19 protein-coding genes are annotated in these 25,352 nt (G+C 63.0%); 12 read left to right on the top strand and 7 right to left on the bottom strand.

Annotation, left to right across the window (positions count from 1 at the left end):
- The first annotated feature begins 58 nt into the window (after window positions 1-58).
- Both ACODSO_RS19260 and ACODSO_RS19265 read left to right on the top strand, forming a co-directional pair.
- Window positions 59-1,330: a DoxX family protein gene (locus ACODSO_RS19260; protein WP_489038397.1), complete on the top strand. Its 1,272-nt coding sequence runs from the start codon at window positions 59-61 to the stop codon at window positions 1,328-1,330.
- 155 nt (window positions 1,331-1,485) lie between these two features.
- Window positions 1,486-3,801, top strand: a complete 2,316-nt coding sequence (locus tag ACODSO_RS19265) for a HelD family protein (protein ID WP_489038450.1) — start codon at window positions 1,486-1,488, stop codon at window positions 3,799-3,801.
- Window positions 3,802-3,865: 64 nt separating this feature from the next.
- Here ACODSO_RS19265 and ACODSO_RS19270 read toward each other — a convergent pair whose 3' ends face one another.
- Window positions 3,866-4,318, bottom strand: coding sequence for a universal stress protein (locus ACODSO_RS19270; protein ID WP_068376218.1), 453 nt, complete (start codon window positions 4,316-4,318; stop codon window positions 3,866-3,868).
- A 186-nt stretch (window positions 4,319-4,504) separates the two neighbouring features.
- On the opposite strand from ACODSO_RS19270, the gene ACODSO_RS19275 reads away from it, so the two are divergent.
- Both ACODSO_RS19275 and ACODSO_RS19280 read left to right on the top strand, forming a co-directional pair.
- Window positions 4,505-7,396: an alpha/beta fold hydrolase gene (locus ACODSO_RS19275; protein ID WP_489038398.1), complete on the top strand. Its 2,892-nt coding sequence runs from the start codon at window positions 4,505-4,507 to the stop codon at window positions 7,394-7,396.
- Window positions 7,393-8,274, top strand: coding sequence for an ABC transporter permease (locus ACODSO_RS19280; RefSeq protein WP_068376223.1), 882 nt, complete (start codon window positions 7,393-7,395; stop codon window positions 8,272-8,274). Before ACODSO_RS19275 ends, ACODSO_RS19280 begins: the two co-directional genes overlap by 4 nt.
- A gap of 7 nt (window positions 8,275-8,281) precedes the next feature.
- Here ACODSO_RS19280 and ACODSO_RS19285 read toward each other — a convergent pair whose 3' ends face one another.
- Both ACODSO_RS19285 and uvrB read right to left on the bottom strand, forming a co-directional pair.
- Window positions 8,282-9,145 (bottom strand): SCO6745 family protein, encoded by an 864-nt coding sequence (locus tag ACODSO_RS19285; RefSeq protein WP_489038399.1) that lies wholly within the window; start codon window positions 9,143-9,145, stop codon window positions 8,282-8,284.
- A gap of 24 nt (window positions 9,146-9,169) precedes the next feature.
- Window positions 9,170-11,332 (bottom strand): excinuclease ABC subunit UvrB, encoded by a 2,163-nt coding sequence (gene uvrB, locus ACODSO_RS19290; protein ID WP_068376226.1) that lies wholly within the window; start codon window positions 11,330-11,332, stop codon window positions 9,170-9,172.
- Window positions 11,333-11,416: 84 nt separating this feature from the next.
- On the opposite strand from uvrB, the gene ACODSO_RS19295 reads away from it, so the two are divergent.
- Complete coding sequence (locus ACODSO_RS19295) at window positions 11,417-11,989, top strand: ribonuclease FAU-1 family protein (RefSeq protein ID WP_489038400.1); 573 nt, start codon at window positions 11,417-11,419, stop codon at window positions 11,987-11,989.
- Window positions 11,990-12,103: 114 nt separating this feature from the next.
- On the opposite strand, the gene coaE is transcribed toward ACODSO_RS19295, so the two are convergent.
- Complete coding sequence (gene coaE, locus ACODSO_RS19300) at window positions 12,104-13,321, bottom strand: dephospho-CoA kinase (RefSeq protein ID WP_489038401.1); 1,218 nt, start codon at window positions 13,319-13,321, stop codon at window positions 12,104-12,106.
- 126 nt (window positions 13,322-13,447) lie between these two features.
- Between coaE and ACODSO_RS19305 the strand changes: the two genes are divergently transcribed.
- Window positions 13,448-13,657 (top strand): hypothetical protein, encoded by a 210-nt coding sequence (locus ACODSO_RS19305; protein WP_068376234.1) that lies wholly within the window; start codon window positions 13,448-13,450, stop codon window positions 13,655-13,657.
- 309 nt (window positions 13,658-13,966) lie between these two features.
- Here ACODSO_RS19305 and rpsA read toward each other — a convergent pair whose 3' ends face one another.
- Window positions 13,967-15,445: a 30S ribosomal protein S1 gene (gene rpsA / locus ACODSO_RS19310; RefSeq protein ID WP_489038402.1), complete on the bottom strand. Its 1,479-nt coding sequence runs from the start codon at window positions 15,443-15,445 to the stop codon at window positions 13,967-13,969.
- A gap of 368 nt (window positions 15,446-15,813) precedes the next feature.
- Between rpsA and ACODSO_RS19315 the strand changes: the two genes are divergently transcribed.
- Complete coding sequence (locus ACODSO_RS19315; protein WP_489038451.1) at window positions 15,814-16,599, top strand: class I SAM-dependent methyltransferase; 786 nt, start codon at window positions 15,814-15,816, stop codon at window positions 16,597-16,599.
- Window positions 16,600-16,618: 19 nt separating this feature from the next.
- Here the strand turns inward: ACODSO_RS19315 and ACODSO_RS19320 are convergent, their stop codons facing one another.
- Window positions 16,619-17,707, bottom strand: coding sequence for an isocitrate/isopropylmalate dehydrogenase family protein (locus ACODSO_RS19320; RefSeq protein ID WP_489038452.1), 1,089 nt, complete (start codon window positions 17,705-17,707; stop codon window positions 16,619-16,621).
- Between the two features lie 20 nt (window positions 17,708-17,727).
- On the opposite strand from ACODSO_RS19320, the gene ACODSO_RS19325 reads away from it, so the two are divergent.
- From ACODSO_RS19325 to trxA, 3 genes are all read left to right on the top strand, one after another.
- A complete protein-coding gene (locus ACODSO_RS19325) occupies window positions 17,728-18,243 on the top strand; it encodes a 2'-5' RNA ligase family protein (protein WP_489038403.1) in 516 nt (171 codons plus the stop codon).
- Window positions 18,244-18,449: 206 nt separating this feature from the next.
- Entirely contained in the window at window positions 18,450-19,448 is a 999-nt protein-coding gene (locus ACODSO_RS19330; RefSeq protein WP_489038404.1) for a helix-turn-helix domain-containing protein, read from the top strand.
- Window positions 19,449-19,516: 68 nt separating this feature from the next.
- A complete protein-coding gene (gene trxA, locus ACODSO_RS19335) occupies window positions 19,517-19,894 on the top strand; it encodes a thioredoxin (protein WP_489038405.1) in 378 nt (125 codons plus the stop codon).
- Between the two features lie 66 nt (window positions 19,895-19,960).
- On the opposite strand, the gene polA is transcribed toward trxA, so the two are convergent.
- Window positions 19,961-22,702: a DNA polymerase I gene (polA, locus tag ACODSO_RS19340; RefSeq protein ID WP_489038406.1), complete on the bottom strand. Its 2,742-nt coding sequence runs from the start codon at window positions 22,700-22,702 to the stop codon at window positions 19,961-19,963.
- Between the two features lie 295 nt (window positions 22,703-22,997).
- On the opposite strand from polA, the gene ACODSO_RS19345 reads away from it, so the two are divergent.
- Together ACODSO_RS19345 and ACODSO_RS19350 are read left to right on the top strand one after the other, a co-directional pair.
- Complete coding sequence (locus ACODSO_RS19345) at window positions 22,998-24,299, top strand: branched-chain amino acid ABC transporter permease (RefSeq protein ID WP_489038407.1); 1,302 nt, start codon at window positions 22,998-23,000, stop codon at window positions 24,297-24,299.
- Window positions 24,300-24,303: 4 nt separating this feature from the next.
- Window positions 24,304-25,293 (top strand): branched-chain amino acid ABC transporter permease, encoded by a 990-nt coding sequence (locus ACODSO_RS19350; protein WP_489038408.1) that lies wholly within the window; start codon window positions 24,304-24,306, stop codon window positions 25,291-25,293.
- The last annotated feature ends 59 nt before the right edge of the window (window positions 25,294-25,352 follow it).

A 25,352-nucleotide genomic window follows, 5' to 3' on the forward strand; every position in this document is an offset into this window, starting at 1 on the left:
CCCCCCCCCCCCCCGCCGCCGAACAACGACGTTCACCCAACAAACCAGGAGGCTGTCAATGCTGGTCCGCCGTATCGCTCGTCCGCTGATGTCGACCATCTTCATCGCCGGGGGTATCGACGCGCTCCGAAATCCCGCAGGGAAAGCCAAGGCTGCGACTCCCTTGATCGAGCAGGGGCAGGAGACGCTGCCCGACAGCGTGACAGCGAATGTACCGAGCGACCCGGAGACTCTGGTCCGCATCAACGGCGCAATTCAGGTCGGCGGCGGATTGCTCCTCGCGACCGGTAAGGCTCCTCGTATCGCGTCACTCGCTCTGGCCGGCAGTCTCGTGCCGACCACCGTCGCCGGTCACGCGTTCTGGAACGAGACCGACCCCGAGACAAAAGCTGCGCAGCGCATCCAATTCCTGAAGAACGTCAGCTTGCTCGGCGGTTTGCTGATCGCGGCAGTCGACACCGAAGGAAAGCCGTCGATTGCATGGCGCAGCCGTCGTGCGGCTCGCAAGGCACAGGAGTCCGTCGTCGCAGCGCTTCCGGGCACGCACGACACCGCCGATCACCTCGGTGTCGCTTCGGAACGAATCAAGGGACTGGCCGCAGTCGCCGCATCTCGCAGCGCCGAGCTCGCAGAAGCCGCGCAGCCGGTCGTCTCCAAGTGGGCAGACGCGGCCGCTGAGAAGAGTTCGGACCTGGCCGAGGCCGCACAACCGGTCGTGTCCCACTGGGCCGAGGTGGCTGCGGACAAGAGCTCGGACCTCGCCGACGCAGCACAGCCTGTTCTCTCTCGCTGGGCGCACAAGGCGGCCGACCGCGGATCCGACCTCGCCGAGGTAGCCCAGAAGCGAGGCGCCACGCTCGCTGACAAAGCCGCCGACCGCACCGAGGAGCTCGCAGAGATCGCATCCAAGCGCGGCTCCAAGCTGGCCAAGCAGGCGCAGAAGCGTGGATCGACGCTTGCCGACGAGGCAGCCGAACGAAGCGCCGTGCTGGCCGAACTCGCACAGAAGCGCGGATCGAAGTGGGCAGACACCGCTGCGGACCGTGGCGCCGAGCTGGTCGAACTTGCACAGGATCGCGGTGGCAAGTGGTCCGACGTCGCCGCCGGCCGTGCAGCGGAGTTGGCCGATCTTGCTCAGGAACGCGGCACCAAGTGGGCCGGCATCGCCGCCGACCGGACCGAGGGCCTCAGCAAGCGAGCACGCCAGCGTGCCGAAAAGCAGAGTCGTGAATTCGACAAGGCAACCGAGAAGGCACGCGCCAAGTTGGAGAAGAAGGTCGAGAAGGCACGCAAGGATCTCGACAAGCGAGTGCAGAAGTACTCCGCCTAGTCACGCACCATTTCGACGCGGCTGACTGAAGAGCCCCGCCCTGAACTGCGGTTCTGCGGCGGGGCTCTTCTTCGTCGTAGACTGCTCTGGCTTGTTTACGAGCCAGTATTTTGCCGAACTCCCGAGGAGATCCTTTGCCGGACGACGGCCCCTCCATGTACACCGACACGGCCGACGACCGAGTGGCCGTGACCGACCGCGATGTGTCCGACCAGGACCGCGAACAGTCCTACGTCTCGATGCTCTACGACCAACTCGACGCACTACGTAAGTACGCACAGAACCGACTCAGCACAGTCCTGCTCGAGACCGGCGGCACACCCCAGGCACGAAGCGAACGCGAATCCTTCACCCACCTCTACACCGACGACATCGCCAAGTACGACGCCGCCGAGAACGGCCTGTGCTTCGGGCGAATCGATCTCGGTCCCGACGACGACGCTCCGGTACGGTACGTCGGTCGTGTCGGCATCCTCGACGAAGCGAACGACTACGAGACGTTGCTGCTCGATTGGCGCGCCCCGATGGCACGAGCGTTCTACCTCGCCACGCCGGCTGCACCCGAGAACGTTCTGCGCCGACGTCACATCAGAAGCAGGAGTCGACGCGTCACCTCGCTTGCCGACGAGTATCTCGATCTCGCTGCAGCACGGGAGGCCGGCCTCGAGTCCGACGCGACGGGTGTCGCCGGCGAAAGCGCGCTGCTGTCGGCTCTCGACGCAGCTCGCACCGGCCAGATGAACGACATCGTCGAAACCATTCAGAGCGAGCAGGACGCCATCATTCGCTCGGAACATCGAAGCGTTCTCGTCGTACAGGGCGGTCCTGGAACCGGCAAGACGGCGGTGGCGCTCCACCGTGCCGCGTATCTTCTCTACACCTACCGACAGCAGCTCGCGAAGAGCGGAGTTCTGATCATCGGACCGAACGCGACATTCCTGGACTACATCGGGCAGGTGCTTCCGTCGCTCGGGGAGACGGGCGTTTTGCTCTCGACGATCGGCAACCTCTACCCAGGCGTCCGAGCAACCCTCGACGAATCTCCGACCGCGGCACAGGTCAAAGGTTCGACAGCGATGGTGCAGATTCTGACGAAAGCGGTGCGTGACCGCCAAGAGGTTCCCTCCGCACCGAAGACTTTGCGGTTCGACACCTACGACATCGTTCTCGATCGCAAGATAGTCACTCGCGCACGTGGGCGGGCACGATCTTCGCGGCGTCCCCACAACCTCGCACGTCCACTGTTCGTCGCCTCCGCCATCGACGGCCTCGCGCAGCAACTCGCTGCGCGACTGGGCGAGAATGTCGTCGACGGCGGCAGCCTGCTCAGCCGGGACGACATCGCAGATATGCGCGACGAGATGAAAGAGGACGCAGACGTCATGGCCGCCATCGACGCACTGTGGCCGGACCTGACTCCTCAGCAAGTACTTCGGGATCTGCTGTCGTCGCCTGAACGGATCCTCTCGGCCGCTCCGGACCTCACCGCGGACCAACGCGAATCGTTGATCCGCATCGATCGCGGGTTCTCCTCCGCCGACGCACCACTGCTGGACGAACTTGCCGAACTCCTCGGCACCGACGATGCCGCCGAGCGAGAACAGGCAAACCGGCAGTGGCGCAATCAAATCGCCGATGCTCAAGGCGCACTGGACATCCTGACGGGTTCGGCACCACAGGATCTGGAAGACGAACTCGATCCGGAAATTCTGATGGCCTACGACCTGATCGACGCCAGCCAGCTCGCGAGCAGGCAGGATGCAGGCGCCAGGCTGACCACGGCGGAACGCGCTGCGAGCGACCGCACCTGGACGTACGGACACGTCATAGTCGACGAAGCCCAGGAGCTTTCCGACATGGCATGGCGAATGGTGATGCGTCGCATTCCGAACAGATGGATGACACTCGTCGGCGACGTCGCACAGACCGGCGACCCCGCAGGTACGACGTCATGGGCTGAAGTACTGGAACCGTATGTCGCACAACGATGGAAGCGAACCGAACTGACGGTGAACTACCGAACACCGTCCGAGATCATGACCATCGCCCGTGACGTACTCGCCGCTATCGACCCCGTCCAGTCGGTTCCTCGATCCGTCCGCGATTCCGGCAACGAGCCGTGGGCACAGTACGTCGACGATGACACTCTCGTGCCGACCGTGAGCGATCGGCTCGCCGAGCATCCCAGGCCCGGAATCAGTGTCGTCCTCGTTCCCCAGGCCATGTTGGAGCAGTTCGTGCACCTGCGATCGGACGTGGTCACCGTATCGACCGTGAAGGATGCCAAGGGCCTCGAATTCGATTCGGTTCTCATCGTGGAACCGAGCGACATCGTCGCGGAATCTCCGCGCGGAATGGGAGATCTCTACGTCGCTCTGACCCGTGCGACGCAGCGCCTCGGCGTGGTCCATGCTCGTGAACTACCCGCCGAACTTTCCGGCCTGGCTGCGTTCGACGTCCTCGTCCAGTAGATCGACGAGTGGCCCGGCAGCTCGCCTCGCGGGAGCTACCGGGCCACTCGACCGAGCAGTACTGCTACCGAACCGTGTGCACGATGAGCACGTCGCACGTGGACTTACGTGCGGCGTCGGACGGCACCGAACCGAGAAGTCGACCGGTGAGCGAGTTGAGGCCACGGTTTCCGACCACCAGCAGATCAGCCTTCACGTCGTCCACGAGCTGCAACAGGGACTCGACCGGAGCGCCGACGATCGCACGCTCGTCGATGGTCTTTGCTCCAGCCTTGGTGGCATGTTCGCGGGCGGTACGAAGGATGTCGTGAGTGGGTGCGGAGCCGGTGATCTGATAAGCATCCTCACGGAGCGCGTCGGCGGCCTTGCTGGTGTCCTTCGGATCTGCCGGGTAGTAGGCACATGCGATGACGAGCGTCGCGTCGGCGTCACCGGCGAGAGCAGCGGCCTTCTCTACAGCCCGCAAAGACGATTCGGACCCATCGGTTCCGACGACGACGGTGCGGTAGGCACTCATTCATTCCTCCAGTTATAGGTGTTCTGTCACACATTCGGTGACGAATTCGATCTGCATGCTTGTGGTCCGTCATAGGCCCGATGTGCCGGTCCCAGTGACCGTTTCGATGACCTTATCTGCATCGGCCGTTCATGATGCGTAGTTCGCTCACAACGTGAAGTCCGCGCCTCACATACATTGGTTCACATGCACATCCCCCGGCCGCTCAGGTCGTCGAAGACCGTCATGCTCGCGGTCCTTCTGGTTGCGGTACTCGCAGTCGTTTCGATTTACCTCGTCTCCCGCTCCTCCAGCGAGAACGACGACGTCTCCACGCTCGACACCACGATTACCGTACCGGAGACACCCGGCAATTCTGAGATGGTAGCCCTCGACGCTCGGCTGTTCGTACCGAAGACAACGCCCGCCCCAGCGGTGCTGCTCGCACATGGATTCGGGGGCGACAAGTTTTCGGTCGACGACCAAGCCCGGTCGCTGGCCTCCGACGGGTACGTCGTTCTGACCTACAGCGCGCGCGGCTTCGGCGCCAGCACCGGTTCGATCTCGCTGAACGATCCCGACGGAGAAGTCGCCGACGGACGCTCGCTGATCGATTGGTTGTCCGATCGGCCCGAGGTACTGCTGGACGCCCCGGGGGATCCGCGAGTCGGAGTTGCAGGAGGATCGTACGGCGGTGCGCTCGCGCTGAGCGTCGCAGGTACCGACCCCAGGATCGACGCGGTCGCGGCTTCGATCACGTGGAACGATTTGGGCCACGCTCTGTTCCCGAATTACGGCGTCACGACCGACGAAGACCGCGCGGAACTGGCCGGCATCGACTCACCCGCCGGTTCCGTCTACGGCGGACCGGGTGTGCTCAAGCGAGGGTGGGCCGGCGTCTTCTTCGGAGCGGGCAGTGCGCCGTCCGAGAGCACGGACGCAGCCGGCCCGGAAGGGAATGATGCCGTCGTCGAGAGCGAGACCGCGGCCCAGGCAGGATGCGGTCGTTTCGCACCCGAGTTCTGTTCGGCGTACGCGCAATCGGCTGTCACCGGCGAGCCGTCCCCGGAATTGCTCCAGTTGCTCACCGAGCACTCCCCCGTCGCCGTCGCGTCGAGCATCACCGCGCCCACACTCCTGGTTCAAGGGATGCAGGACACCCTCTTCGGTCTCGATCAGGCAGACGCCACCGCCAGGCAGATCTCGGAGTCCGGCGGCGACGTCGAGGTTCGGTGGTTCAGCGGCGGACACGACGCCGGCGGCACCAACGGCAGCGCCGACAACGCAATGCGCGATTTCCTCGACGACCATCTTCGGACCGACACCGAGCCGACATCGACACCACCGCCGTTCACGTATGCCATGCAAGGCTCGGCCGCCGAGCAGCAACAGGCACGTTCGCGGCGGATGACCGCGCCCGAATACCCGGGATTGGCAGCCGATACCGAACCGACCCGGACGGTGCCTGTCGAACTCGGATCCGGGGCCGACGGGGGCGGACAGGCAGGTTCCGACGAACAGACGATCATCCGGCCGCCGGGAGCATCGCCGTCGGCGATCTCGTCGGTTCCAGGATTGGGGTCGGTGTTGTCCACCCTGTCGGCAACCTCTGCCGGGGCGCAGCTATCCGCCGACATCCCAGGCCAGTCCGCGACGTTCACGAGTGAGGCACTGAACGACCCTCTGACCATCACCGGCTCCTCTCGCGTGAACCTGCGGGTCGGGGCGTTCGCCCAGCCGCAGGAGGCGGTGCTGTTCGTCAAGCTGTACGACGTCGCGCCCAACGGTGGGCGCACACTTCCCGGCAGCGCCGTTGCGGCTGTGCGACTTCCCGATTCGGTCGGTGACGGTCCGATCCCGGTGACGGTGACCCTGCCCGGGATCAGTTACGTTGTGCCCGAGGGACACCGCATCGAGATCTCGGTGGCCACGACCGATCAGGCGTACGCGGTACCCCTCGAGCCCGCCCAATTCGTCGTTGCTCTCGATGATTCGACGCTGTCGATTCCGTCGGTCGACGGCGTATCCACCAACGCGAGCTCGGTTCCGACGGCACCGATCGTCGGCATCGGGATCATCGCCCTGGCGCTGCTCACCCTGATCGGGATCAACGTGATCAGGGGGCGGCGTCGAGTCGTCGCCGAGGTCGATCAGGACCTCGTCGACACACCGCTTGTCATCACCGACCTCGCCAAGACGTACTCAAACGGTTTCAAAGCCGTCGACGGTGTCAGCTTCGAGGTACAGCAAGGCCAGGTGCTCGGGCTGCTCGGCCCCAACGGCGCAGGCAAGACCACGACACTTCGCATGCTCATGGGGCTGATCTCACCGACCAGCGGTGACATTCGAGTTTTCGGGCACAAGGTGTCACCGGGAGCTCCGGTCTTGTCGAGGCTGGGCTCGTTCGTCGAAGGATCCGGGTTCCTGCCGCACCTCAGTGGGAAGGAGAACCTGAACCTGTACTGGCAGGCCACCGGTCGCCCACCCGAGGACGCGCATCTCGAGGAAGCGCTGGAGATTGCCGATCTCGGGACCGCAATCGAACGCAAGGTCAAGTCGTATAGCCAGGGTATGCGGCAACGCCTCGCCATAGCTCAGGCAATGCTCGGCCTTCCGGATCTCATGGTTCTGGACGAGCCGACCAACGGTCTCGATCCACCGCAGATCAGAACCATGCGTGACGTCCTGATCAACTACGCGAAGACAGGACGGACGGTGCTCGTATCGAGCCATCTGCTGGCCGAGGTCGAGCAGACCTGCACGCACGTAGTGGTGATGAACCGCGGGTCGGTCATCAGCGCGGGCACAGTCCGCGACCTGACGGCAGCTGGTGGGCAAACCGAGATCCGCGTCGACGACACCGCAGTGGCGGCGACGGTCCTCGAAGGCCTCGGATGCACACCGACGGTCGTCGACGACTCCATCCTGCGCGCCGATCTCGGCACCATCGACCCTGCCGACGTCACCCGCGCGTTGTTCGACGCTGGACTCCGAGTGCGCGGACTGTCCCAGTCGACCCGCCTCGAGGACGTGTTTCTCGATCTGGTCCACAACGACGCGCTCCCAGCAGGTCCGATTCCCACGAAGGACGACCGATGAGTACGACACACAACGCCAGGCCCGACTCCGGGCCGCCCGACGGCCGGGCCGCGGGATACTCCGCGGGCAGGACACTGCCGTTCACCACCGAGCTCCGGCGTCAGTTCGGTCGCCGACGGACCCAGCTCGCGATCGGATTCCTCGCACTGCTCCCGGTGATACTGGCGATCGCGTTCGCCATCGGCAGCTCATCCGAGGACTCCGACGCGGGAGGCCTGATCGAACTCGGCACCCGCGGCGGAGTGAACTTCACCGTATTCGCGCTGTTCATGTCCGTCGGATTCCTGCTGATCGTCGTCGTCGCGTTGTTCTTCGGGGACTCGGTGGCCAGCGAGGCGTCGTGGTCGTCGCTGAGGTACTTACTGGCGATACCGGTTCCTCGAACACGACTGCTCGTACAGAAAGCTCTGGTGTCGGCGACTCTGTCGATCGCCGCGATCCTCACGCTCGTCGTTGTTTCGCTCGCACTCGGCACCGCGCTGTACGGAGCCGAACCTTTGGTGACACCGTTCGGCGACGGACTGTCCTTCATCGACGCCCTGGGCAGGCTCGTCGTCGCGGTCGCCTACATCGGCGTGAACCTGCTGTGGGTTGCGGGCTTGGCGATGCTGCTGTCGGTGCTGACCGACGCACCCCTCGGCGCAGTCGGAGGAGCAGTCATGACGTCGATTCTGATGCAGATTCTCGACCAGATCACCGCACTGGGCTCGCTGCGTAACTATCTACCCGGGCACTATGCAAACTCGTGGATCGACGCGCTGTCACCGACCATCGAATGGAACGACATCGTCGTCGGTTCGTTCTCGGCCGTCGCGTACGCCGCGCTCTTCGGCGTCGTGGCGTGGCAGAGGTTTTCCACGAAGGACATCACCAGCTGAGCGGCGCTCAACGCTTGACGGCCGGACCGAACACACCGTCCGGGAACACATTCTGCGCGATGACAGTGTCGCGCCACGGTGAGGCGAGCTCGACGAGCCTCGTCGCGCCGTCCTCGCCGAGGGCGGTCCACGGAGCGAGCGCGAGGTCGTCGGTGATGTCCTCGACCAAGTTCCGAAGGTCGACTCCGTGTTCGGTGAGTGCGCCGGCGGCGTCGAGGATCTCTCGGTCCGTCAGGTTCACGGTCGAGGCGTCCCATTGCTCCGTCGACCATCCACGACGCTTCCGCGCGAACTCCTTCTCGAAGCCCTTGCCGGTCGCGGTATGGGTGATCAACGCTTCGATACCGTTCAGCTCCGCTGTCTGCAACGCAGCGATGTGCCCGTCACCCCGGTGTTCGCGCAGCAGAGTCAGCGCGTGCCAGAAGACGAGATGTGGCGCGGTAGGCCATTCGAGGTCGGCGTAGGCGGCATACAGGGGACGACCGTCGTCGCCCGGGATACCGCGCGCTGCGATCGACGCGAGCTCCGCGGCCTCGGACATCTCCGGGGAATCCAGAATCTCGGCACCCAGCAGTCGGGTGTATGCCTCGTCGAGCGTTCGATAGCGAATATCGAGGATCTTCTCAGGTGATGCAACGGACCACGCTGCGGGTACCAGAGGCTCGATCAGCTCGCGGTTGAAGCTGTAGAAGGTTGCCGTCACCACTCCCGCACCGACTGCACCCAACGGAGCTGCGCGCCCGGCAAAGTAGCACGCACGACCTTGCAGCCCCGCCTCACTGAGCGCTTCCTGCGTCTCCGGAACGAAATAGGTCAAAGAGTGCAGTAGTTCGAGTGCGCGAGCACTCCGGCCGACAGTGGAAGCATCCATGGAGAGAACCGTATCGAAGCTCCCCTACTTCAAGCCCGCCGCATCCATGCCGCGGAGTTCCTTCTTCAGATCTTGGATCTCGTCCCTCAACCGGCCTGCCAACTCGAACTGCAGCTCACGAGCGGCGTTCATCATCTGGTCGGTGAGGTTCTGCACAAGCGCCGCCAACTCAGCACGCGGCATCGACTTGACGTCCTGACCCTCGTAGACCCCTGAACTGACAGCCCGTCCCTTCTCGCCCTGCGCACGACGTCCACGACTGGCGTTGCGACCGGAACCACCGACCTCGACCGACTCGTCAGTATCCTCCGCCTCCTCGTAGACCTGATCGAGGATGTCGGCGATCTTCTTTCGAAGCGGCTGCGGGTCGACGCCCTTCTCTTTGTTGTAGGCGATCTGCTTCTCGCGCCTGCGCTCGGTTTCCTCGATGGCGTACTTCATCGAATCGGTCATCTTGTCGGCATACATGTGGACCTCGCCGGAGACGTTACGAGCGGCGCGGCCGATGGTCTGGATCAAGCTAGTGCCGCTTCGCAGGAAGCCTTCCTTGTCGGCGTCGAGGATGGCGACAAGCGACACTTCGGGAAGGTCGAGGCCCTCGCGAAGCAAGTTGATACCGATGAGCACGTCGTACTCGCCGAGCCTGAGCTGCCTCAACAGCTCCACTCGACGCAGCGTGTCGATGTCGGAGTGCAGGTACCGGACCCTGATGCCCAGCTCCAACAAGTAGTCCGTGAGATCCTCGGACATCTTCTTGGTCAGCGTGGTGACCAGAATGCGCTCGTTCTTCTCGGCTCGTTCGCGGATCTCGTGAACCAGATCGTCGATCTGTCCCTTGGTCGGCTTCACGACCACCTTCGGGTCGACGAGACCGGTCGGACGGATGACCTGCTCGACGAATTCTCCACCGGTCTGACCGAGTTCATACTTGCCAGGAGTGGCAGAAAGGTACACCGTCTGCCCGATGCGCTGAGTGAATTCTTCCCAGGTCAGCGGACGATTATCGGTGGCGGACGGGAGCCGGAAGCCGAATTCCACCAGGTTCCGCTTTCGGGACATGTCGCCCTCGTACATCGCGCCGATCTGCGGCACTGTCACGTGCGACTCGTCGATGACCAGGAGGAAGTCCTCCGGGAAGTAGTCGATCAGCGTCGCGGGCGCTGTACCGGGGCCGCGGCCGTCGATGTGCCGTGAGTAATTCTCGATGCCCGAGCAGAATCCGACCTGCTTGATCATCTCGAGGTCGTACTGGGTGCGCATGCGCAGCCGCTGCGCCTCGAGCAGCTTTCCCTTGTTCTCGAGGTCGGCGAGCCGCTCCTCGAGTTCCAACTCGATGTTCGCGACGGCTTTCTCCATCCTTTCCGGACCCGCAACGTAGTGCGTGGCCGGGAAAATGCGCACCGAATCGACCTTGCGCACCGTGTCGCCGGTCAACGGATGCAGGTAGTACAGCGCCTCGATCTCGTCGCCGAAGAACTCGATCCGCACGGCGAGTTCCTCGTACGACGGAATGATCTCCACGGTGTCGCCGCGGACACGGAACGAGCCACGAGTGAAGGCCATGTCGTTGCGGGTGTACTGGACATCCACCAGCAAGCGCAGCAGCGCATCGCGAGGCACTTCGACGCCGACCTGCAGTTCGATGGACCGATCGACGTACGACTGCGGAGTGCCCAGGCCGTAGATGCACGACACCGAGGCGACTACGACGACATCGCGCCGCGAGAGCAGATTCGCCGTGGCCGAATGGCGAAGCCGCTCGACGTCGTCGTTGACCGACGAGTCCTTCTCGATGTAGGTATCGGTCTGCGCGATATACGCCTCGGGTTGGTAGTAGTCGTAGTAGGACACGAAATACTCGACGGCGTTGTTGGGAAGCATGTCGCGCAGCTCGTTGGCAAGCTGCGCAGCAAGAGTCTTGTTGGGAGCCATGACCAGCGTCGGGCGTTGCAGCTTCTCGATGAGCCACGCCGTCGTCGCCGACTTACCGGTACCCGTGGCACCGAGAAGTACCACGTCCTTTTCGTCGGCCAGAATTCTGCGTTCGAGTTCGGCGATAGCCGTGGGCTGGTCACCAGCAGGCTTGTGCTCGCTGACTACCTTGAACGCGGGACCGGTACGCTCGATGTCCCCGACGGGGCGGTGCTCGGAGCGAGCCACCACGGGATGTTCGGATGCAAACGCCATACAACCAGGGTAGACGCGACCACCGACACGTTCGATTCGTGCATGGACGAGAAGCACCGGGTGCAACCGGTAGCTTGATCACCCATGGACGATTCTGCTTCGACGGATGTACCGAGCACTGCCGTTCACGTCCACGCACCCAAGGTCGAGTACTTCGACATCGTCGGGCTCACCAACACCGACCCGAAGGGCTTCGTGCGGTCGGTGGACGAGTACCGCGTCGAACCGTGGGGTCTGTACATGGCACGGCCGTCGGACCATCCCCAATTCGACTATCTGCAGTCGTGGCTCCTGCCGAGTCTCGGCCTCCGCGCGTCGATCTTCCACTACCTCCCCGGACACGTCCGCGACCAGAACTATTACGTCGACGTCGGTGAATTCGTACCGGGAGTCGACGCCTGGACCTCGGTCGACCACTACCTCGACATCGTGGTCAGGACCGGACGCGGATTCGACTTCCTGGACGCGGACGAACTCGTCGAGGCACGGGTGGAGAACCACCTCGATACCGCGACGGCGGAACTGGCGATGAACAGGTCCGTCCGCGCGGTCGCAGGTCTCGCCGCGCACGACTACGACCTCGACGCCTGGCTGGCGTCGCTCGGGATGCCGACGACGTGGCGTCCGAAGGATGGGCGTATGGGGGATGGACGGTAAGGGGGTGAACGTGTGGAGGGCGGACGTGTGGGTTTCGGTGTGGCCCCGATTGCTTGAATGGTCCATTCATACGATCTGATCGCTTGTAGGACACATTCAAGCCGATCGATTCGGCTACGCGGACCAACCCGTCTTCGCTGCCCAGTCCCACGCACGTTGGTACGCCCCATCGAACCAGGGTGCCTTGACGTCCTGGTAGGCAGCCATCGCCTCCACATAGTCGGTGCGTTCGGCCGCCGCAGCCTCCGCCCGCTGTTTCAGCACAAGATATTCCGCGGCCGAGTCCGGGTTGGCGCGCAGCCAGTCTCGGAATACCAGGGCGAACTGCTGACCGGGCCACCCGTCGACCCTGATGTGGATGTTGACGGGCCGCCCGGGGTCCGCTCCCCCATGGATTCGCTTGCCCCATACAGCGGGATCAGCTTCACCACCCACGCCGTACGCAGGTTTGGGATCGTCTGCCGTGATGTGCTCGATCCGAGGAAAGCCGATCGCACGCAAGGGTTCCGCCAACGCGTCCGCCGATTCGAGGCTCCCGACCGTGATCTGAATGTCGACGACATCCTTGGCGTCGAGTCCGGCGACGGCCGTCGATCCGACGTGATCGATTCGCACAGCGGCAGTTCCGCAGACGACGGCAATACGCGCGATGAGACGTTGCGCCTGCGCGGGCCAGGTCGGATCGGCAGCAGCGAGCGTCGGATGAGCCCTGACGACGACGCCTTCACGAATATTGTGCTCGAACGGAACGAGCCGGTCGTGCCACAGTTCGGTGACTACTTGCTCCAGATCGCCCGGCGCACCGCTGTTGTCGATCCAGACGTCGGCCGCCGCGCGCCTCTCCTCGTCGGTTGCTTGAGCCGCGATCCGCGCTCGTGCATCGGACTCGGGCATCTTCCGCTGGTTCACCAGTCGATCGACTCGCTCCTCCGCGTCCGCGTAAACCACGGCGACCAACTGGAAGAACCCCCCCATCTTTCCTTCCACCAACAACGGGATGTCCTGGATGACGATGGCGTCGGACGGCGCCTGCTCGATCAGCTCCGCCGTGCGCTTCCCGACCAGCGGATGAACGATGGAGTTCAACTTCGCACGCGACTCGTCGTCGCCGAATGCTTTGTTCGCCAACGCCTGTCGGTCCAACGCGCCTTCCGAATCCAGAATGTCCTCACCGAACGCCTCGACCAGTTGCGCGAGCCCGGACGTTCCCGGCTCGACGACCTCTCGTGAAATCACGTCGGCGTCGACGAGTACCCCACCCAATGCAGAAAGTGTTCTCGACACGGTCGATTTGCCCGCTCCAATGCCTCCGGTGAGGCCAAGTCTCAACATGCCTCCAGTCTGTCATCGAACACGCCGAAGCACACCAGCCCCAAATACAACAGGTTTGGGGCAACGTCCGTTATCTTCGTGCGAGACAAGTATTTGCCGACCCACTTCTAGCGAAAAGGACTTCCGATGCGAAGCAATCAGATCCAACCGGGTCGGCACCGTCTCGGCATGGAATCGGGAGTTCACGTCATCTTGATTCCCGAGGTTGCCCTGGCGTTGGCCGACCATCGGCGCAATTGGTTCACAAATCTCCTCAGCCCGGCACGTCACAGCTTCGCCACGATGCGCAAGCGGACCGGCGCCGTCGCCCAGTGGAGTCCCGCCGTCGCAGGTTGAGCCATCCCGTCGATACGACGATGGACCCGAATCCTCCGCGGATCGGGTCCATTCTTGTGTGGAAATGAAATTGTTGCGCACCAGCCGGATCGAATGACTCGTTCGGTCACTTCGCGGGAGCGAAAGCCTGTTTCAGTCACTCTGAGTAACCGGATGAGTCGGTCGGTCACCGGGCAGTGACCGAAACAGACATTCGGTCACTGGAGCCCGCGCACGGCCGACCGCTGCTGACGTAGAACAGAAGAAAGCCCCGGCTCCACGAGGGAACCGGGGCTTTGCGGTCACACCCTTACGGGTGGACATCTTCTATCAGGCGTTGCCCGACAGCTTCTCACGCAGCGCAGCGAGCTGAGCATCGCTGGCCAGTGATCCGCCGGTCGATGCCGGAGCCGACGCTACGGGAGCGTCGCCTTCTGCTTCGGCGGGTGCCTGACCCGACTCGGAGGAGTAGTTGGTGTTCGCGGCTTCTGCAGCCTCGTCCTTCGCCGTCTTCTCCATCTGAGCGGTGTGCATCTTGTGGCGACGCTCTGCCTCGGCGTAGCGTCCTTCCCACTCTTCACGCTGCTTCTCGTAACCGTCGAGCCATTCGTTGGTCTCGGAGTCGAAGCCCTCGGGGAAGATGTAGTTGCCACCCTCGTCGTACGAGTCGGCCATTCCGTACTTGGACGGATCGAACTCTTCTGCGTAGTCCTCGTTGGCCTGCTTGAGGCTCAGCGAGATACGACGACGCTCGAGATCGATGTCGATGACCTTGACGAGTGCGTCGTCGCCGACACCCACGACCTGGTCCGGAACCTCCACGTGGCGCTCGGCCAGCTCGGAGATGTGCACGAGGCCCTCGATGCCCTCTTCGACGCGCACGAACGCACCGAAGGGAACCAACTTGGTGACCTTGCCGGGCACGATCTGGCCGATCGCGTGGGTGCGAGCGAACTGGCGCCACGGATCTTCCTGAGTTGCCTTGAGCGACAGCGAAACACGCTCGCGGTCCAGGTCGACGTCGAGAACCTCGACGGTGACCTCGGTGCCGACCTCGACAACCTCGGACGGGTGATCGATGTGCTTCCAGGAGAGCTCGGAGACGTGTACGAGTCCGTCGACGCCACCCAGGTCCACGAAGGCACCGAAGTTGACGATGGAGGACACGACGCCCTTGCGGACCTGGCCCTTCTGCAGCTGGTGCAGGAATTCGCTGCGGACCTCGGACTGCGTCTGCTCGAGCCATGCACGGCGCGACAGGACCACGTTGTTGCGGTTCTTGTCGAGCTCGATGATCTTGGCCTCGATCTCCTTGCCGACGTACGGCTGGAGGTCGCGGACACGACGCATCTCGACGAGCGACGCGGGAAGGAAGCCACGGAGACCGATGTCGAGGATGAGTCCACCCTTGACGACCTCGATGACGGTGCCCTTGACGGCCTCGTCCTTCTCCTTGAGCTCCTCGATCGTGCCCCAGGCGCGCTCGTACTGCGCGCGCTTCTTGGACAGGATCAAGCGGCCTTCTTTGTCCTCCTTGGTGAGAACGAGAGCTTCGACCTCATCGCCCACGGAGACGACCTCATTGGGGTCGACGTCGTGCTTGATGGAGAGCTCACGAGAAGGGATGACGCCTTCGGTCTTGTAACCGATGTCGAGCAGAACCTCGTCGCGGTCGACCTTGACGATGGTGCCTTCGACGATGTCACCATCGTTGAAGTACTTGATCGTGGCGTCGATAGCGGCGAGAAAATCCTCTGCGGAGCCGATGTCGTTGACGGCTACCTGCGGTGAGGTTGTGGTTGAGGGCATGTGTTGAGTTGCTCCGGACGGGTTGGGTATCGGTTGATGGATGTTCGGTCGGACTGTAGATCTCGGTTCTGAACACCACGCGAACCTTCCGTGTCGAAAGACACCGAGGGCCACGAAGCGAAAGAACACATTCAGAACGAATTTGTTCCCACCGCGAATTCGGACCGGACGGACAAATCCCCCAGGATCGAACGCAGCATGAACACACTCGCGTCCAACAGGGTACGCGACCAGGTCACAGGTGGGCAAACGCGACTTGCCATCCCCGACCAGCACAACCACCGAAGACGACTAACGTGTCGTCGGTGACCGACAGCACGCCCTCGTCCGACAGCTCACCGCCTCCCGTTGTACCAGGGCGTGCCCGGATCGGCTCCCAAGCGAGCGACCGCGCCAGCCGCTCCTGGTGGGACTCCGATGCCGACGAATACCACCGCACGCACGGTGAGTTCCTCGGCGTCGGATCCGAGAAGGGCGAGTTCGTGTGGTGCCCCGAAGGCCTGCACGAGGGCGATGTCCACCTCCTCGGCGACGTCGCAGGCAAGGACGTCCTCGAGGTCGGCTGCGGTTCGGCGCCGTGCGCACGATGGCTCGGAACTCAGGGAGCACGCGCCGTCGGGCTCGACATCTCGGCGGGCATGCTCGCCAAGGGAGTCGACGCGATGGCTGCCGCCGGTGACTCTGTACCTCTGGTACAGGCGAGCGCCGAGTTCCTGCCGTTCGCTGATGCCAGCTTCGACATCGCATGTTCGGCGTTCGGGGCAGTACCGTTCGTGGCCGACTCGGCACGCGTCATGCGCGAGGTTGCCCGGGTTCTCCGTCCGGGCGGGCTGTGGGTTTTCGCGGTCAATCACCCCATGAGATGGATTTTTCCCGACGATCCGGGACCGATCGGTCTGACCGCGACCATCCCGTACTTCGACCGCACCCCGTATGTCGAATTCGACGCCGACGGAACCCCCACGTACGTCGAGCATCACCGCACGATCGGAGACCGCGTCCGCGAGATCGTTGCAGCCGGGCTCGAGGTGCGCGACATCGTCGAGCCTGATTGGCCCGAGTGGCTCGATCGAGAATGGGGACAGTGGAGCCCGCTGCGCGGACAACTGTTCCCCGGTACCGCGATCTTCAGCGCCCGAAAGCCACAGACATAGGAAGCGAAGGTCGGATCGGTCAGACCCGGAGGGTCCGCGCGAGAACAGTTTCGGCGAACTCGCTCGTCGACGCCAGTCCGCCGAGGTCGGCAGTAGCGACTCCGGATTCGAGGGCCCCGTCTACCGCATGTCTGATGCGTCGCGCCGAGCGCGCCAATCGAGTGTCTCCGTCGTGGTCGGCGAGCCAGTCGAGCATCATCGCCGCGGACAGAAACAATGCAGTCGGGTTGGCCCTGTTCTTCCCGGCAATATCGGGCGCCGATCCATGGGCGGCCTGAGCCATGGCCTTCGTCTCCGAACAATTCAAGGACGGCGCCATTCCGAGCGAGCCCGACAACTCGCCGGCCAGGTCGGACAATATGTCTCCGAACATGTTCTCCGCGACGATCACGTCGAAGTCCTCGCCACGTCGAACGAGAAGCGCGGTCAACGCGTCGATATGTTGCTCGTCCACCCTGACGTCGGGAAACTCCTCGGCCACAGTCATGCACGCATCGCGAAACATGCCGGTCGTCATGGACAGCACGTTGGTCTTGTGGACGATCGTCACGTGCTTGCGGCGCCTCCGGGCCTGCGTGAACGCTTCCCGGGCGATCCGCTCGCACGCTGCGCGGGTGAAGACTCCAACCGCGAGCGCGACGTCCGGTGTCGGCATGAATTCACCACTACCGAGGAACATGTTGCGATCAGCGTAGAAGCCCTCCGTGTTCTCCCGGACCACAACCAGATCCATGTTCGGCGACACCGCTCGAACTCCGGGATGGGTTGCGGCGGGCCGAATATTGGCGAAGAGGCCGAACGTCTTTCGCACCACCCCGCCAGGTGTGAGCTGAGACCGAAACGGCTCCGGGTACGACGCGCTGTCGTGCGGGCCGAGAATCCACGTGTCCAGCGACTTCAGTTCGTCGATCGTCGAGTCCGGAGCAGGACATCCGTCGGACTCGATCGCCTCGCGCCCCAGCGGCAGTACAACCCAGTCGACCGTCAGATCTTGCTCGCCTTCCATCGCGGCTTCGACGACCCGCATCGTCGCCGGGACTATTTCGTGTCCGATGCCATCGCCGAGCATCGATCCGATGCGTACCGTCTTCACTCCGCCGTGGGCCATATCAGCCATCATGGCTCACTATGGTTCAGTCTCTGGAATTACTGCTCGATGATTCGCTCGATGCTGCCATTCGTCGGGAGTGGCAACTGCTGCTCGACGCCGATCTGCCGTCCCAGGGTCGCCACACCGGGTTGTCGAATCGCCCGCACATCACGCTGTCGGTAGCGGACGAATTCGATGAGCTCGACTCACGGATCGACGATGAGTTCCTGAACGTCCACTTTCCCGTGCGCCTCGGTGCGTTCGTGGTTTTCCGAGGCAAGCAGACCACGCTTGCGCGTCTCGTAGTTCCGTCCAAGGAGCTACTGGTAGTGCATGGTCGGGTGTCTCAGCTGGCCGCGAGTGCCGAGGGTTATCGGTCGCACACCTCGACGGGAAAGTGGACACCACACGTCACATTGGCGCGCAAACTCACCCGCGCGGAGCTTGCGGAAGCGTTTCTTCGTCTGCATGCGTGCCCGTCCGATCTCGTCGGCGACATCTCGGCAATGCGGAGATGGGATGGAGAGAGCAAGAGCGAGTGGCTCGTTCGATGACGCGGCGTCAGAAGCGGTAGTCGCCGAACTGAGACACCTCTGAGTGAGTGTCGGGCGCAAGACCGACCGCCAAGGCGAGGTACATCGCGCCGACAACTGGCAGGATGAGAAGGATGATTGTCATGCACGTAAGCCTGCAACCAGCAGTTCCACACCAACAGTGGCAGATATGACATAGTTCATCGATTTTCTGCCATACTTGTGTGGTGCTGAAACGTGTAGTCGTACCGCTGCTCCCGTTGACCGAACAGTTCGAGATGGGCGTCGCGTGCGAAGTGTTCGGATTCGATCGATCCGACGAAGGTTTGCCCACCTACGACTTCTCTCTCGTCGCGGGTGTTGCAGAACCCATCAGGTCGAGGTTCGGGTTCACGATCGACGTGCCGTACGACCTCGATCAACTCGACGAAGCCGATCTCATCGTCATTCCGGCAGGTGGAACCCGGACGTCCGACGACGGCAGCTATGTGTGCGGCACCGACTACGACGCCGCCATCGAGCCTCTGTTGGTCAAATTGCGCGCAGCCGTGAATCGCGGCGCAAAGGTCGCCAGTCTGTGCAACGGCGCTTTCCTGCTCGGCAAGGCAGGCCTTCTCGATGGTCGTCGCTGCACCACCCACTGGCGGCATTCGGATCGTCTGGCAGCGGAGTACCCGTTGGCCGACGTCGATCGCAACGTGCTCTACGTCGACGACGGCAACGTGCTCACCAGCGCCGGGACCGCGGCGGGAATCGACCTGTGCTTGCATATCGTCCGCAAGGAACAGGGCAGCACCGTCGCGAACGGCATCGCTCGACGGATGGTCGTGCCGCCACACCGCGATGGTGGTCAGGCGCAATTCGTCACCACTCCCCTGCCGACCACCGAGGTCGACACTCTCGCGCCGCTGCTCGACTGGATGACCGAGCATCTCGATTCGGACCTGACCGTGCAGGCTCTCTCTGCCAGGGTCAACATGTCCGCACGGACCTTTGCACGAAGATTTCAGGCAGAGACTGGAACCACACCGGCCCGTTGGCTCAACGACCAGCGAGTACTCGCTGCTCAGCAGCTGTTGGAGAATTCGGATCTGTCGATGGACGTCATCGCCGAGCGTGTCGGCTTCGGCAATGCGGCCGTCCTGCGCCAACACTTCGTTCGAGTGCGCTGCACAACGCCCAATTCCTACCGAAGAACATTCCGCGCTGCACCGCAGCCTGTGTGAGCCGGGAAGAATCCAGCTCGGTCGTGCGTTGAGAGGGGCAGGAAGAACACATCAACGAAAGGGCAGGCGTGGCAACACAGACTTTGACTCAGCAGAACTTCGACGAGATCGTCGGCGGCAACGACGTGGTCCTGGTCGACTTCTGGGCGTCGTGGTGTGGGCCGTGCCGCCAGTTCGCACCCACCTTCGAGAAGTCGTCGGAGTCGCACCCGGACGTAGTCCACGCCAAGGTCGACACCGAGGCAGAACAAGGGCTTGCAGCGGCAGCGAACATCCAGTCGATCCCGACGATCATGGCTTTCCGCGAAGGCGTACTCGTATTCGCGCAGCCGGGTGCATTGCCGGCGGCGGCGTTGGAGGACCTCGTGGGTCAGATCAAGGCACTGGACATGGATGAGGTACGCAAGCAGCTCGAAGAACAGAAAGCCGGTGCGGACGCCGAGTAGTCAGGCGCAGCAACCGAATACGAGGGACCGATCGCTTGGCGATCGGTCCCTCGTTCGTGTTGGAGGCTAGTGCGCCGCCTTGTCCCAGCTCCGGCCTGTCCCTACCGAGACCTCGAGCGGTACCGACAGCTCGATCGCAGAGGACATCTTCTCGCGGACGAGCGCTTCGACCTGCTCACGTTCGGATTCGACGACTTCGAGCACCAATTCGTCGTGCACTTGAAGCAGCATGCGCGACTTCAGTTTCGAATCGGACAGCGAGCGGTGCACATCGATCATCGCCACCTTGATGATGTCGGCCGCGGTGCCCTGAATCGGTGCGTTCAAGGCGGCACGCTCGGCCACCTCCCGGCGCTGGCGGTTGTCGCTGTTGAGATCGGGGAGGTATCGACGACGTCCGTACAGGGTCGACGTGTAGCCGACTTTCCGTGACTCCTCGACGGCGTTCCGCAAATAGTCGCGAACTCCACCGAACCTCGAGAAATACGCCTCCATTTGCTGCTTGGCTTCGTCGGTCGAGATCTTCAGCTGCGCAGCAAGCCCGAAGGCACTCAACCCGTATGCGAGACCGTACGACATAGCTTTGACTCGCCGGCGAAGCTCAGGAGTGACTTCTTCGATGGGGACCCCGAACGCACGAGCACCGACGAAGCTGTGCAGGTCTTCGCCGGTGTTGAACGCCTCGATCAGACCCTCGTCACCGGACAGGTGCGCCATGATGCGCATTTCGATCTGGCTGTAGTCAGCGGTGAGCAGCGTGTCGTACCCCTCGCCGACGACGAAACCGTCCCGGATGTGACGGCCTGCCTCGTTGCGGACCGGGATGTTCTGCAAGTTCGGTTCCGTGGACGACAGCCGACCCGTAGCGGCGACCGTCTGGTTGAACGTCGTGTGGATGCGACCATCGTCGGCGACTGACTTGAGCAGCCCGTCGACCGTGACCTTCATTCGCGTCGCATCTCGGTGATCGAGGAGGAATCTCAGGAACGGGTGCTCGGTCTTCTCGAACATGCCCTGCAGCGCGTCGGCATCGGTGGTGTACCCGGTCTTGGTCTTCTTCGTCTTCGGCATGTCGAGCTCGTCGAAGAGCACGACCTGAAGCTGCTTGGGCGAACCGAGGTTGATCTGCTTGCCGATGACCTCGTACGCGGCGTTCGCGGCCTCGCTGACCTGATCGGCGAACCCGCTTTGCAGTTCCTCGAGATGGGTGCGGTCGACGGCGATGCCGGTCGCCTCCAGATCGGCGAGCACCGAGAGCAACGGCAGCTCCATGTCCGACAGCAGCGACGTGGATTCGATGTTCTCCAGCTCGGTGTCGAGTGCCGCAGCGAGATCCAGAATGGCCTGTGCACGGAGGATTTCGCCCTCGGCGACGGCGGCCTCTGCGACGTCTTCGGTGTCGAGGAGCGACATCTGGCCCTCGACCGAATCCTCGGCCCGGAGCTCACGCTTGAGGTAACGCAGTGACAGATCGTCGAGGTTGAAGCTGCGCTGCCCCGGTCGGACCAGATAGGCGGCGAGCGCAGTGTCGCTCGTCAAGCCGCCCAATGTCCAGCCGCGTCCTCGAAGCGCGTGGATTGCCCACTTCGCTTCATGCAACGCCTTGGGCTGTGCATGATCCGCGAGCCAAGCAGCTAACGCCTTCTCGTCGGATTCGTCGAGATCGGTGGTGGTGACGAACCCGCCCTCTCCGTCGGGAGCCGCGATGGCGATGGACACGGCGTCGCTGTCGAACGGTCGCCGCGGACCGACTACGGACAATCCGTGACGCTCTCCAGTCGACGCATGCGCGCTGAGCCACGCTGCCAACTCCCCGACAGGCACGGTGCCGCCCTTGACGTCGAAACCCTCTTCGGCTTCCGGCTCCGCGGACGACAGAGTCTCGAAGAGACGGTCACGCAATACACGGAACTCGAGATCGTCGAACAGGGCGTGAATCTTCTCTCGGTCCCATGGCGCAAGCTCGAGCTGGTCCGGTGTGTAGGGCAGGGGGACATCGCGCACCATCTCGGTGAGTTCTCGGTTGAGAACGACCGAGGACAAGTTGGCCCGTAGCGCGTCGCCGACCTTGCCTTTCACCTTGTCGACGTTGTTGACGAGTTCCTCGAGTGAGCCGTATTCGACGATCCATTTGGTCGCAGTCTTCTCACCGACGCCAGGGATGCCTGGAAGATTGTCGCTTGGGTCGCCGCGCAGCGCGGCAAAGTCCGGGTACTGCGACGGCGAGAGACCGTACTTGGTGGTGACCTCTTCGGGCGTGAACCGGGTGAGCTCCGAGACGCCCTTCTTGGGGTAGAGAACCGTGACGTTCTCGGTGACCAACTGCAACGAATCTCGGTCACCTGTCACGACGAGCACTCGATAGCCGAGCGCCTCCGCCTGGGTCACCAACGTCGCGATGATGTCGTCCGCCTCGAACCCGGCCTCGGCCATGACCGGGATACCCATCGCTCCGAGGACGTCCTTCGTGATGTCGACCTGGCCTGCGAACTCGTCGGGCGTCTTGCTGCGGTTGGCTTTGTAATCCGGGAATCGCTCGGCACGGAACGTTTGGCGCGAGACGTCGAACGCCGCAGCGATGTGCGTCGGCTTCTCGTCGCGCAGCAGGTTGATGAGCATCGAAGTGAACCCGTAGACGGCGTTGGTCGACTGGCCGCTCGTCGTCTTGAAGTTGTCCACCGGTAGCGCGAAGAAGGCGCGGAACGCGATGGAGTGCCCGTCTATCAGCAGCAACGTCGGCTGCGGGCCATCGGTGGATGAACCGGACGAGGATGCGGGTACGGCACTGGCTTCAATTGCGGGGCTCACGGTTGACCAGTCTATGTAGAGGGTCCGACACCGGCGAAGCGGATGTAGATCTTCCGCAACGCGCCTGCTCGCGGAGTTCGAAACACAAATGATACTTCCCGGAAATTCGAGACGCCGATTTCGTGCGCTTGCAACGGTTAGAGTCCGACAATTGCAAGCAGCCGAGCCCACTCATGGGCTCACCCCGACAACCGTCCGGAGGACGTGCGTGGCTCCAAATGTTCGATGGACCCGAAGAAAGATCCGAGTTCGGTCCACCAACCGAATCTCGCTTCGCTTACTGAGACAGACCCTCATGTTGGCGCTACTAGGATCCATAGCAGCGGTCGCGTTCGGCGGAACTGCACTGGCGCAGGAACCGACCCCGACTCCCCCGCCAGCAGCATCCACTACCGAATCACCTGCTACGCCTCCCGCCGACGCGGTGTCGGTGAGTGGCAGCCTCAACAACGGCGGTGACCGCCTCGCCGATGTCGACGTGGTTGCGGTCGACGCGTCGGGCGAGGAGGTCGCCAGGACCACATCCGTCGAAGGCGGACGGTGGACACTCGAAATATCGCCCGGCTCATATACATTCGAAGTCGACGCAGAGACACTTCCGGACGGCGTCAGCGTCCAGGGCGAAGTACAGCGCGACGTCGCAGCCGGTCGGGCCAATACCATCATCTTCTCGTTCGGTGAAGCTCGAACAGCCACCGACGTGCCCTTCTACGAGGAGTTCCTCCGAACCACTGTCGACGGTTTGCGCTTCGGACTCGTCATCGCACTCGCTGCCGTCGGCCTGAGCCTGATCTTCGGCACGACCGGCCTGACGAACTTCGCACACGGAGAGCTCGTCACACTCGGCGCCGTCGCGGCGTGGGTCTTCAACGTCAGTCTCGGCATTCAGCTGATCCCGGCCACGATCCTCGCGATCATCGTCGGAGTCGCGATCGGATGGTTGAACAACGCCGCCATCTGGCGGCCTCTCCGAAAACGCAAGACCGGCTTGATCGCTCAGCTCGTCGTATCGATCGGTCTGGCAATCGCACTTCGATACCTGATCCTGATCTTCTTCTCGGATCGCGCCGAACCGTTCGACGACTACCAGGCACAGACACAGAACGAGTGGGGCCCTCTCGCCATCACCAACGTCAACCTCGCCTGCATCATCATCAGCATCGTCGTTCTCGTCGCCGTTGCACTGATGTTGCAACGCACGCGAATCGGCAAGGCGATGCGCGCGGTCGCTGACAACCGCGACCTCGCAGCATCGTCCGGAATCAACGTCGAACGAGTCGTGACCTTCGTATGGTGCATGGGTGGCGGTCTCGCCGCACTCGGCGGAGTCCTGTTCGGACTCTCCGAGCTCGGTGGGCGCGTCCAGTGGGAGATGGGCTTCAAACTTCTCCTGCTCATGTTCGCCGGAATCACACTGGGCGGGCTGGGAACCGCATACGGAGCACTCCTCGGCTGCGTTATCGTCGGACTCCTCGTTCAGTGGTCCACGATGATCATCAATCCCGATCTCAAATACATCGGAGGACTGCTCGTCTTGATTCTCATCCTCGTCGTCAGGCCTCAGGGCATCCTCGGCTCGCGGCAAAGGATCGGGTGACCTGATGGATATCCTCGGAGCTCTCCAAGTCTCACTGGCCCAGCTGATCGGCCCGTCGGCGATCTTCTACGCATTGCTCGCCATCGGGTTGAATCTGCACTTCGGCTACGCCGGTCTGCTCAACTTCGGCCAGATCGGATTCGCGCTGCTCGGCGGCTACGGCGTCGGCATCATGACCATCACCTACCAACAGCCCCTGTGGCTCGGCATTCTCGTCGGCCTCGGCGCAGCCGGTCTGCTCGCACTCGTGCTCGGCATCCCGACCCTGCGTCTACGCGCCGACTATCTCGCGATCGTCACCATCGCGGCCTCTGAGATACTCAGACTGGTCTTCAGGTCGACCGCAACGGATCCTGTGACCAAGTCCACGAACGGAATCTTCGGTTTCGCAGATCCGTTCACCTCGCTCAGTCCGTTCGACTCCGGCAAGCAGTACGCCTTCGTCGGCGTCAAGTTCTACGGTGACGATCTGTGGGCGATGGTCGTGGGTTGGACACTCGTCCTTCTCCTCTGCGGATTGATCTATCTGCTCACGCACAGTCCGTGGGGCCGCGTCCTCAAGGCGGTTCGAGAAGACGAAGACGCTGCACGCTCGCTGGGCAAGAACGTCTTCGTCTACAAGATGCAGGCACTCGTCCTCGGCGGCGTGATCGGCGGCATGGGCGGTGTGTTCAACGCCCTGCAGACCAAGTCCATCAACCCCGATTTCTATTCGACGGCCCAGACGTTCTTCGCGTTCGGCGCCCTGATCCTCGGCGGTGCGGCGACCGTGTTCGGACCGGTCCTCGGTGCGATGCTGTTCTGGTTCCTGCTGTCCATCCCCGACGCCCTTCTCCGGCAAGCGATCTCCGGTCCCGACCCTCTGTTGAATCTCACCGAGCAGCAGGTCGGCGCAACACGATTCGTACTACTTGGCATCCTCATCGCCGTCCTGATGGTCTTCAGACCCCAAGGAATCCTCGGCAACAAGCGAGAGGTCCAACTCAATGCCTAGTTCGTCAACAGCAGGGCCTGGTTCGTCACAAGCAGGGCCTAGTTCCAAGAAAGGGCACG

Source organism: Rhodococcus sp. FG69 (assembly GCF_057808915.1).

Bases quoted from the DNA above. Each gene is read 5' to 3' on its own strand.
- ACODSO_RS19350 (WP_489038408.1), top strand. From the start codon at position 24,304: ATGGATATCCTCGGAGCTCTCCAAGTCTCACTGGCCCAGCTGATCGGC.
- coaE (WP_489038401.1), bottom strand. From the start codon at position 13,321: ATGTTGAGACTTGGCCTCACCGGAGGCATTGGAGCGGGCAAATCGACC.
- ACODSO_RS19295 (WP_489038400.1), top strand. From the start codon at position 11,417: ATGGACGATTCTGCTTCGACGGATGTACCGAGCACTGCCGTTCACGTC.
- rpsA (WP_489038402.1), bottom strand. From the start codon at position 15,445: ATGCCCTCAACCACAACCTCACCGCAGGTAGCCGTCAACGACATCGGC.
- ACODSO_RS19280 (WP_068376223.1), top strand. From the start codon at position 7,393: ATGAGTACGACACACAACGCCAGGCCCGACTCCGGGCCGCCCGACGGC.
- ACODSO_RS19320 (WP_489038452.1), bottom strand. From the start codon at position 17,707: ATGGCCCACGGCGGAGTGAAGACGGTACGCATCGGATCGATGCTCGGC.
- ACODSO_RS19260 (WP_489038397.1), top strand. From the start codon at position 59: ATGCTGGTCCGCCGTATCGCTCGTCCGCTGATGTCGACCATCTTCATC.
- ACODSO_RS19265 (WP_489038450.1), top strand. From the start codon at position 1,486: ATGTACACCGACACGGCCGACGACCGAGTGGCCGTGACCGACCGCGAT.
- ACODSO_RS19285 (WP_489038399.1), bottom strand. From the start codon at position 9,145: ATGGATGCTTCCACTGTCGGCCGGAGTGCTCGCGCACTCGAACTACTG.
- uvrB (WP_068376226.1), bottom strand. From the start codon at position 11,332: ATGGCGTTTGCATCCGAACATCCCGTGGTGGCTCGCTCCGAGCACCGC.
- ACODSO_RS19305 (WP_068376234.1), top strand. From the start codon at position 13,448: ATGCGAAGCAATCAGATCCAACCGGGTCGGCACCGTCTCGGCATGGAA.
- ACODSO_RS19345 (WP_489038407.1), top strand. From the start codon at position 22,998: ATGTTGGCGCTACTAGGATCCATAGCAGCGGTCGCGTTCGGCGGAACT.
- ACODSO_RS19275 (WP_489038398.1), top strand. From the start codon at position 4,505: ATGCACATCCCCCGGCCGCTCAGGTCGTCGAAGACCGTCATGCTCGCG.
- ACODSO_RS19270 (WP_068376218.1), bottom strand. From the start codon at position 4,318: ATGAGTGCCTACCGCACCGTCGTCGTCGGAACCGATGGGTCCGAATCG.
- ACODSO_RS19325 (WP_489038403.1), top strand. From the start codon at position 17,728: ATGGTTCAGTCTCTGGAATTACTGCTCGATGATTCGCTCGATGCTGCC.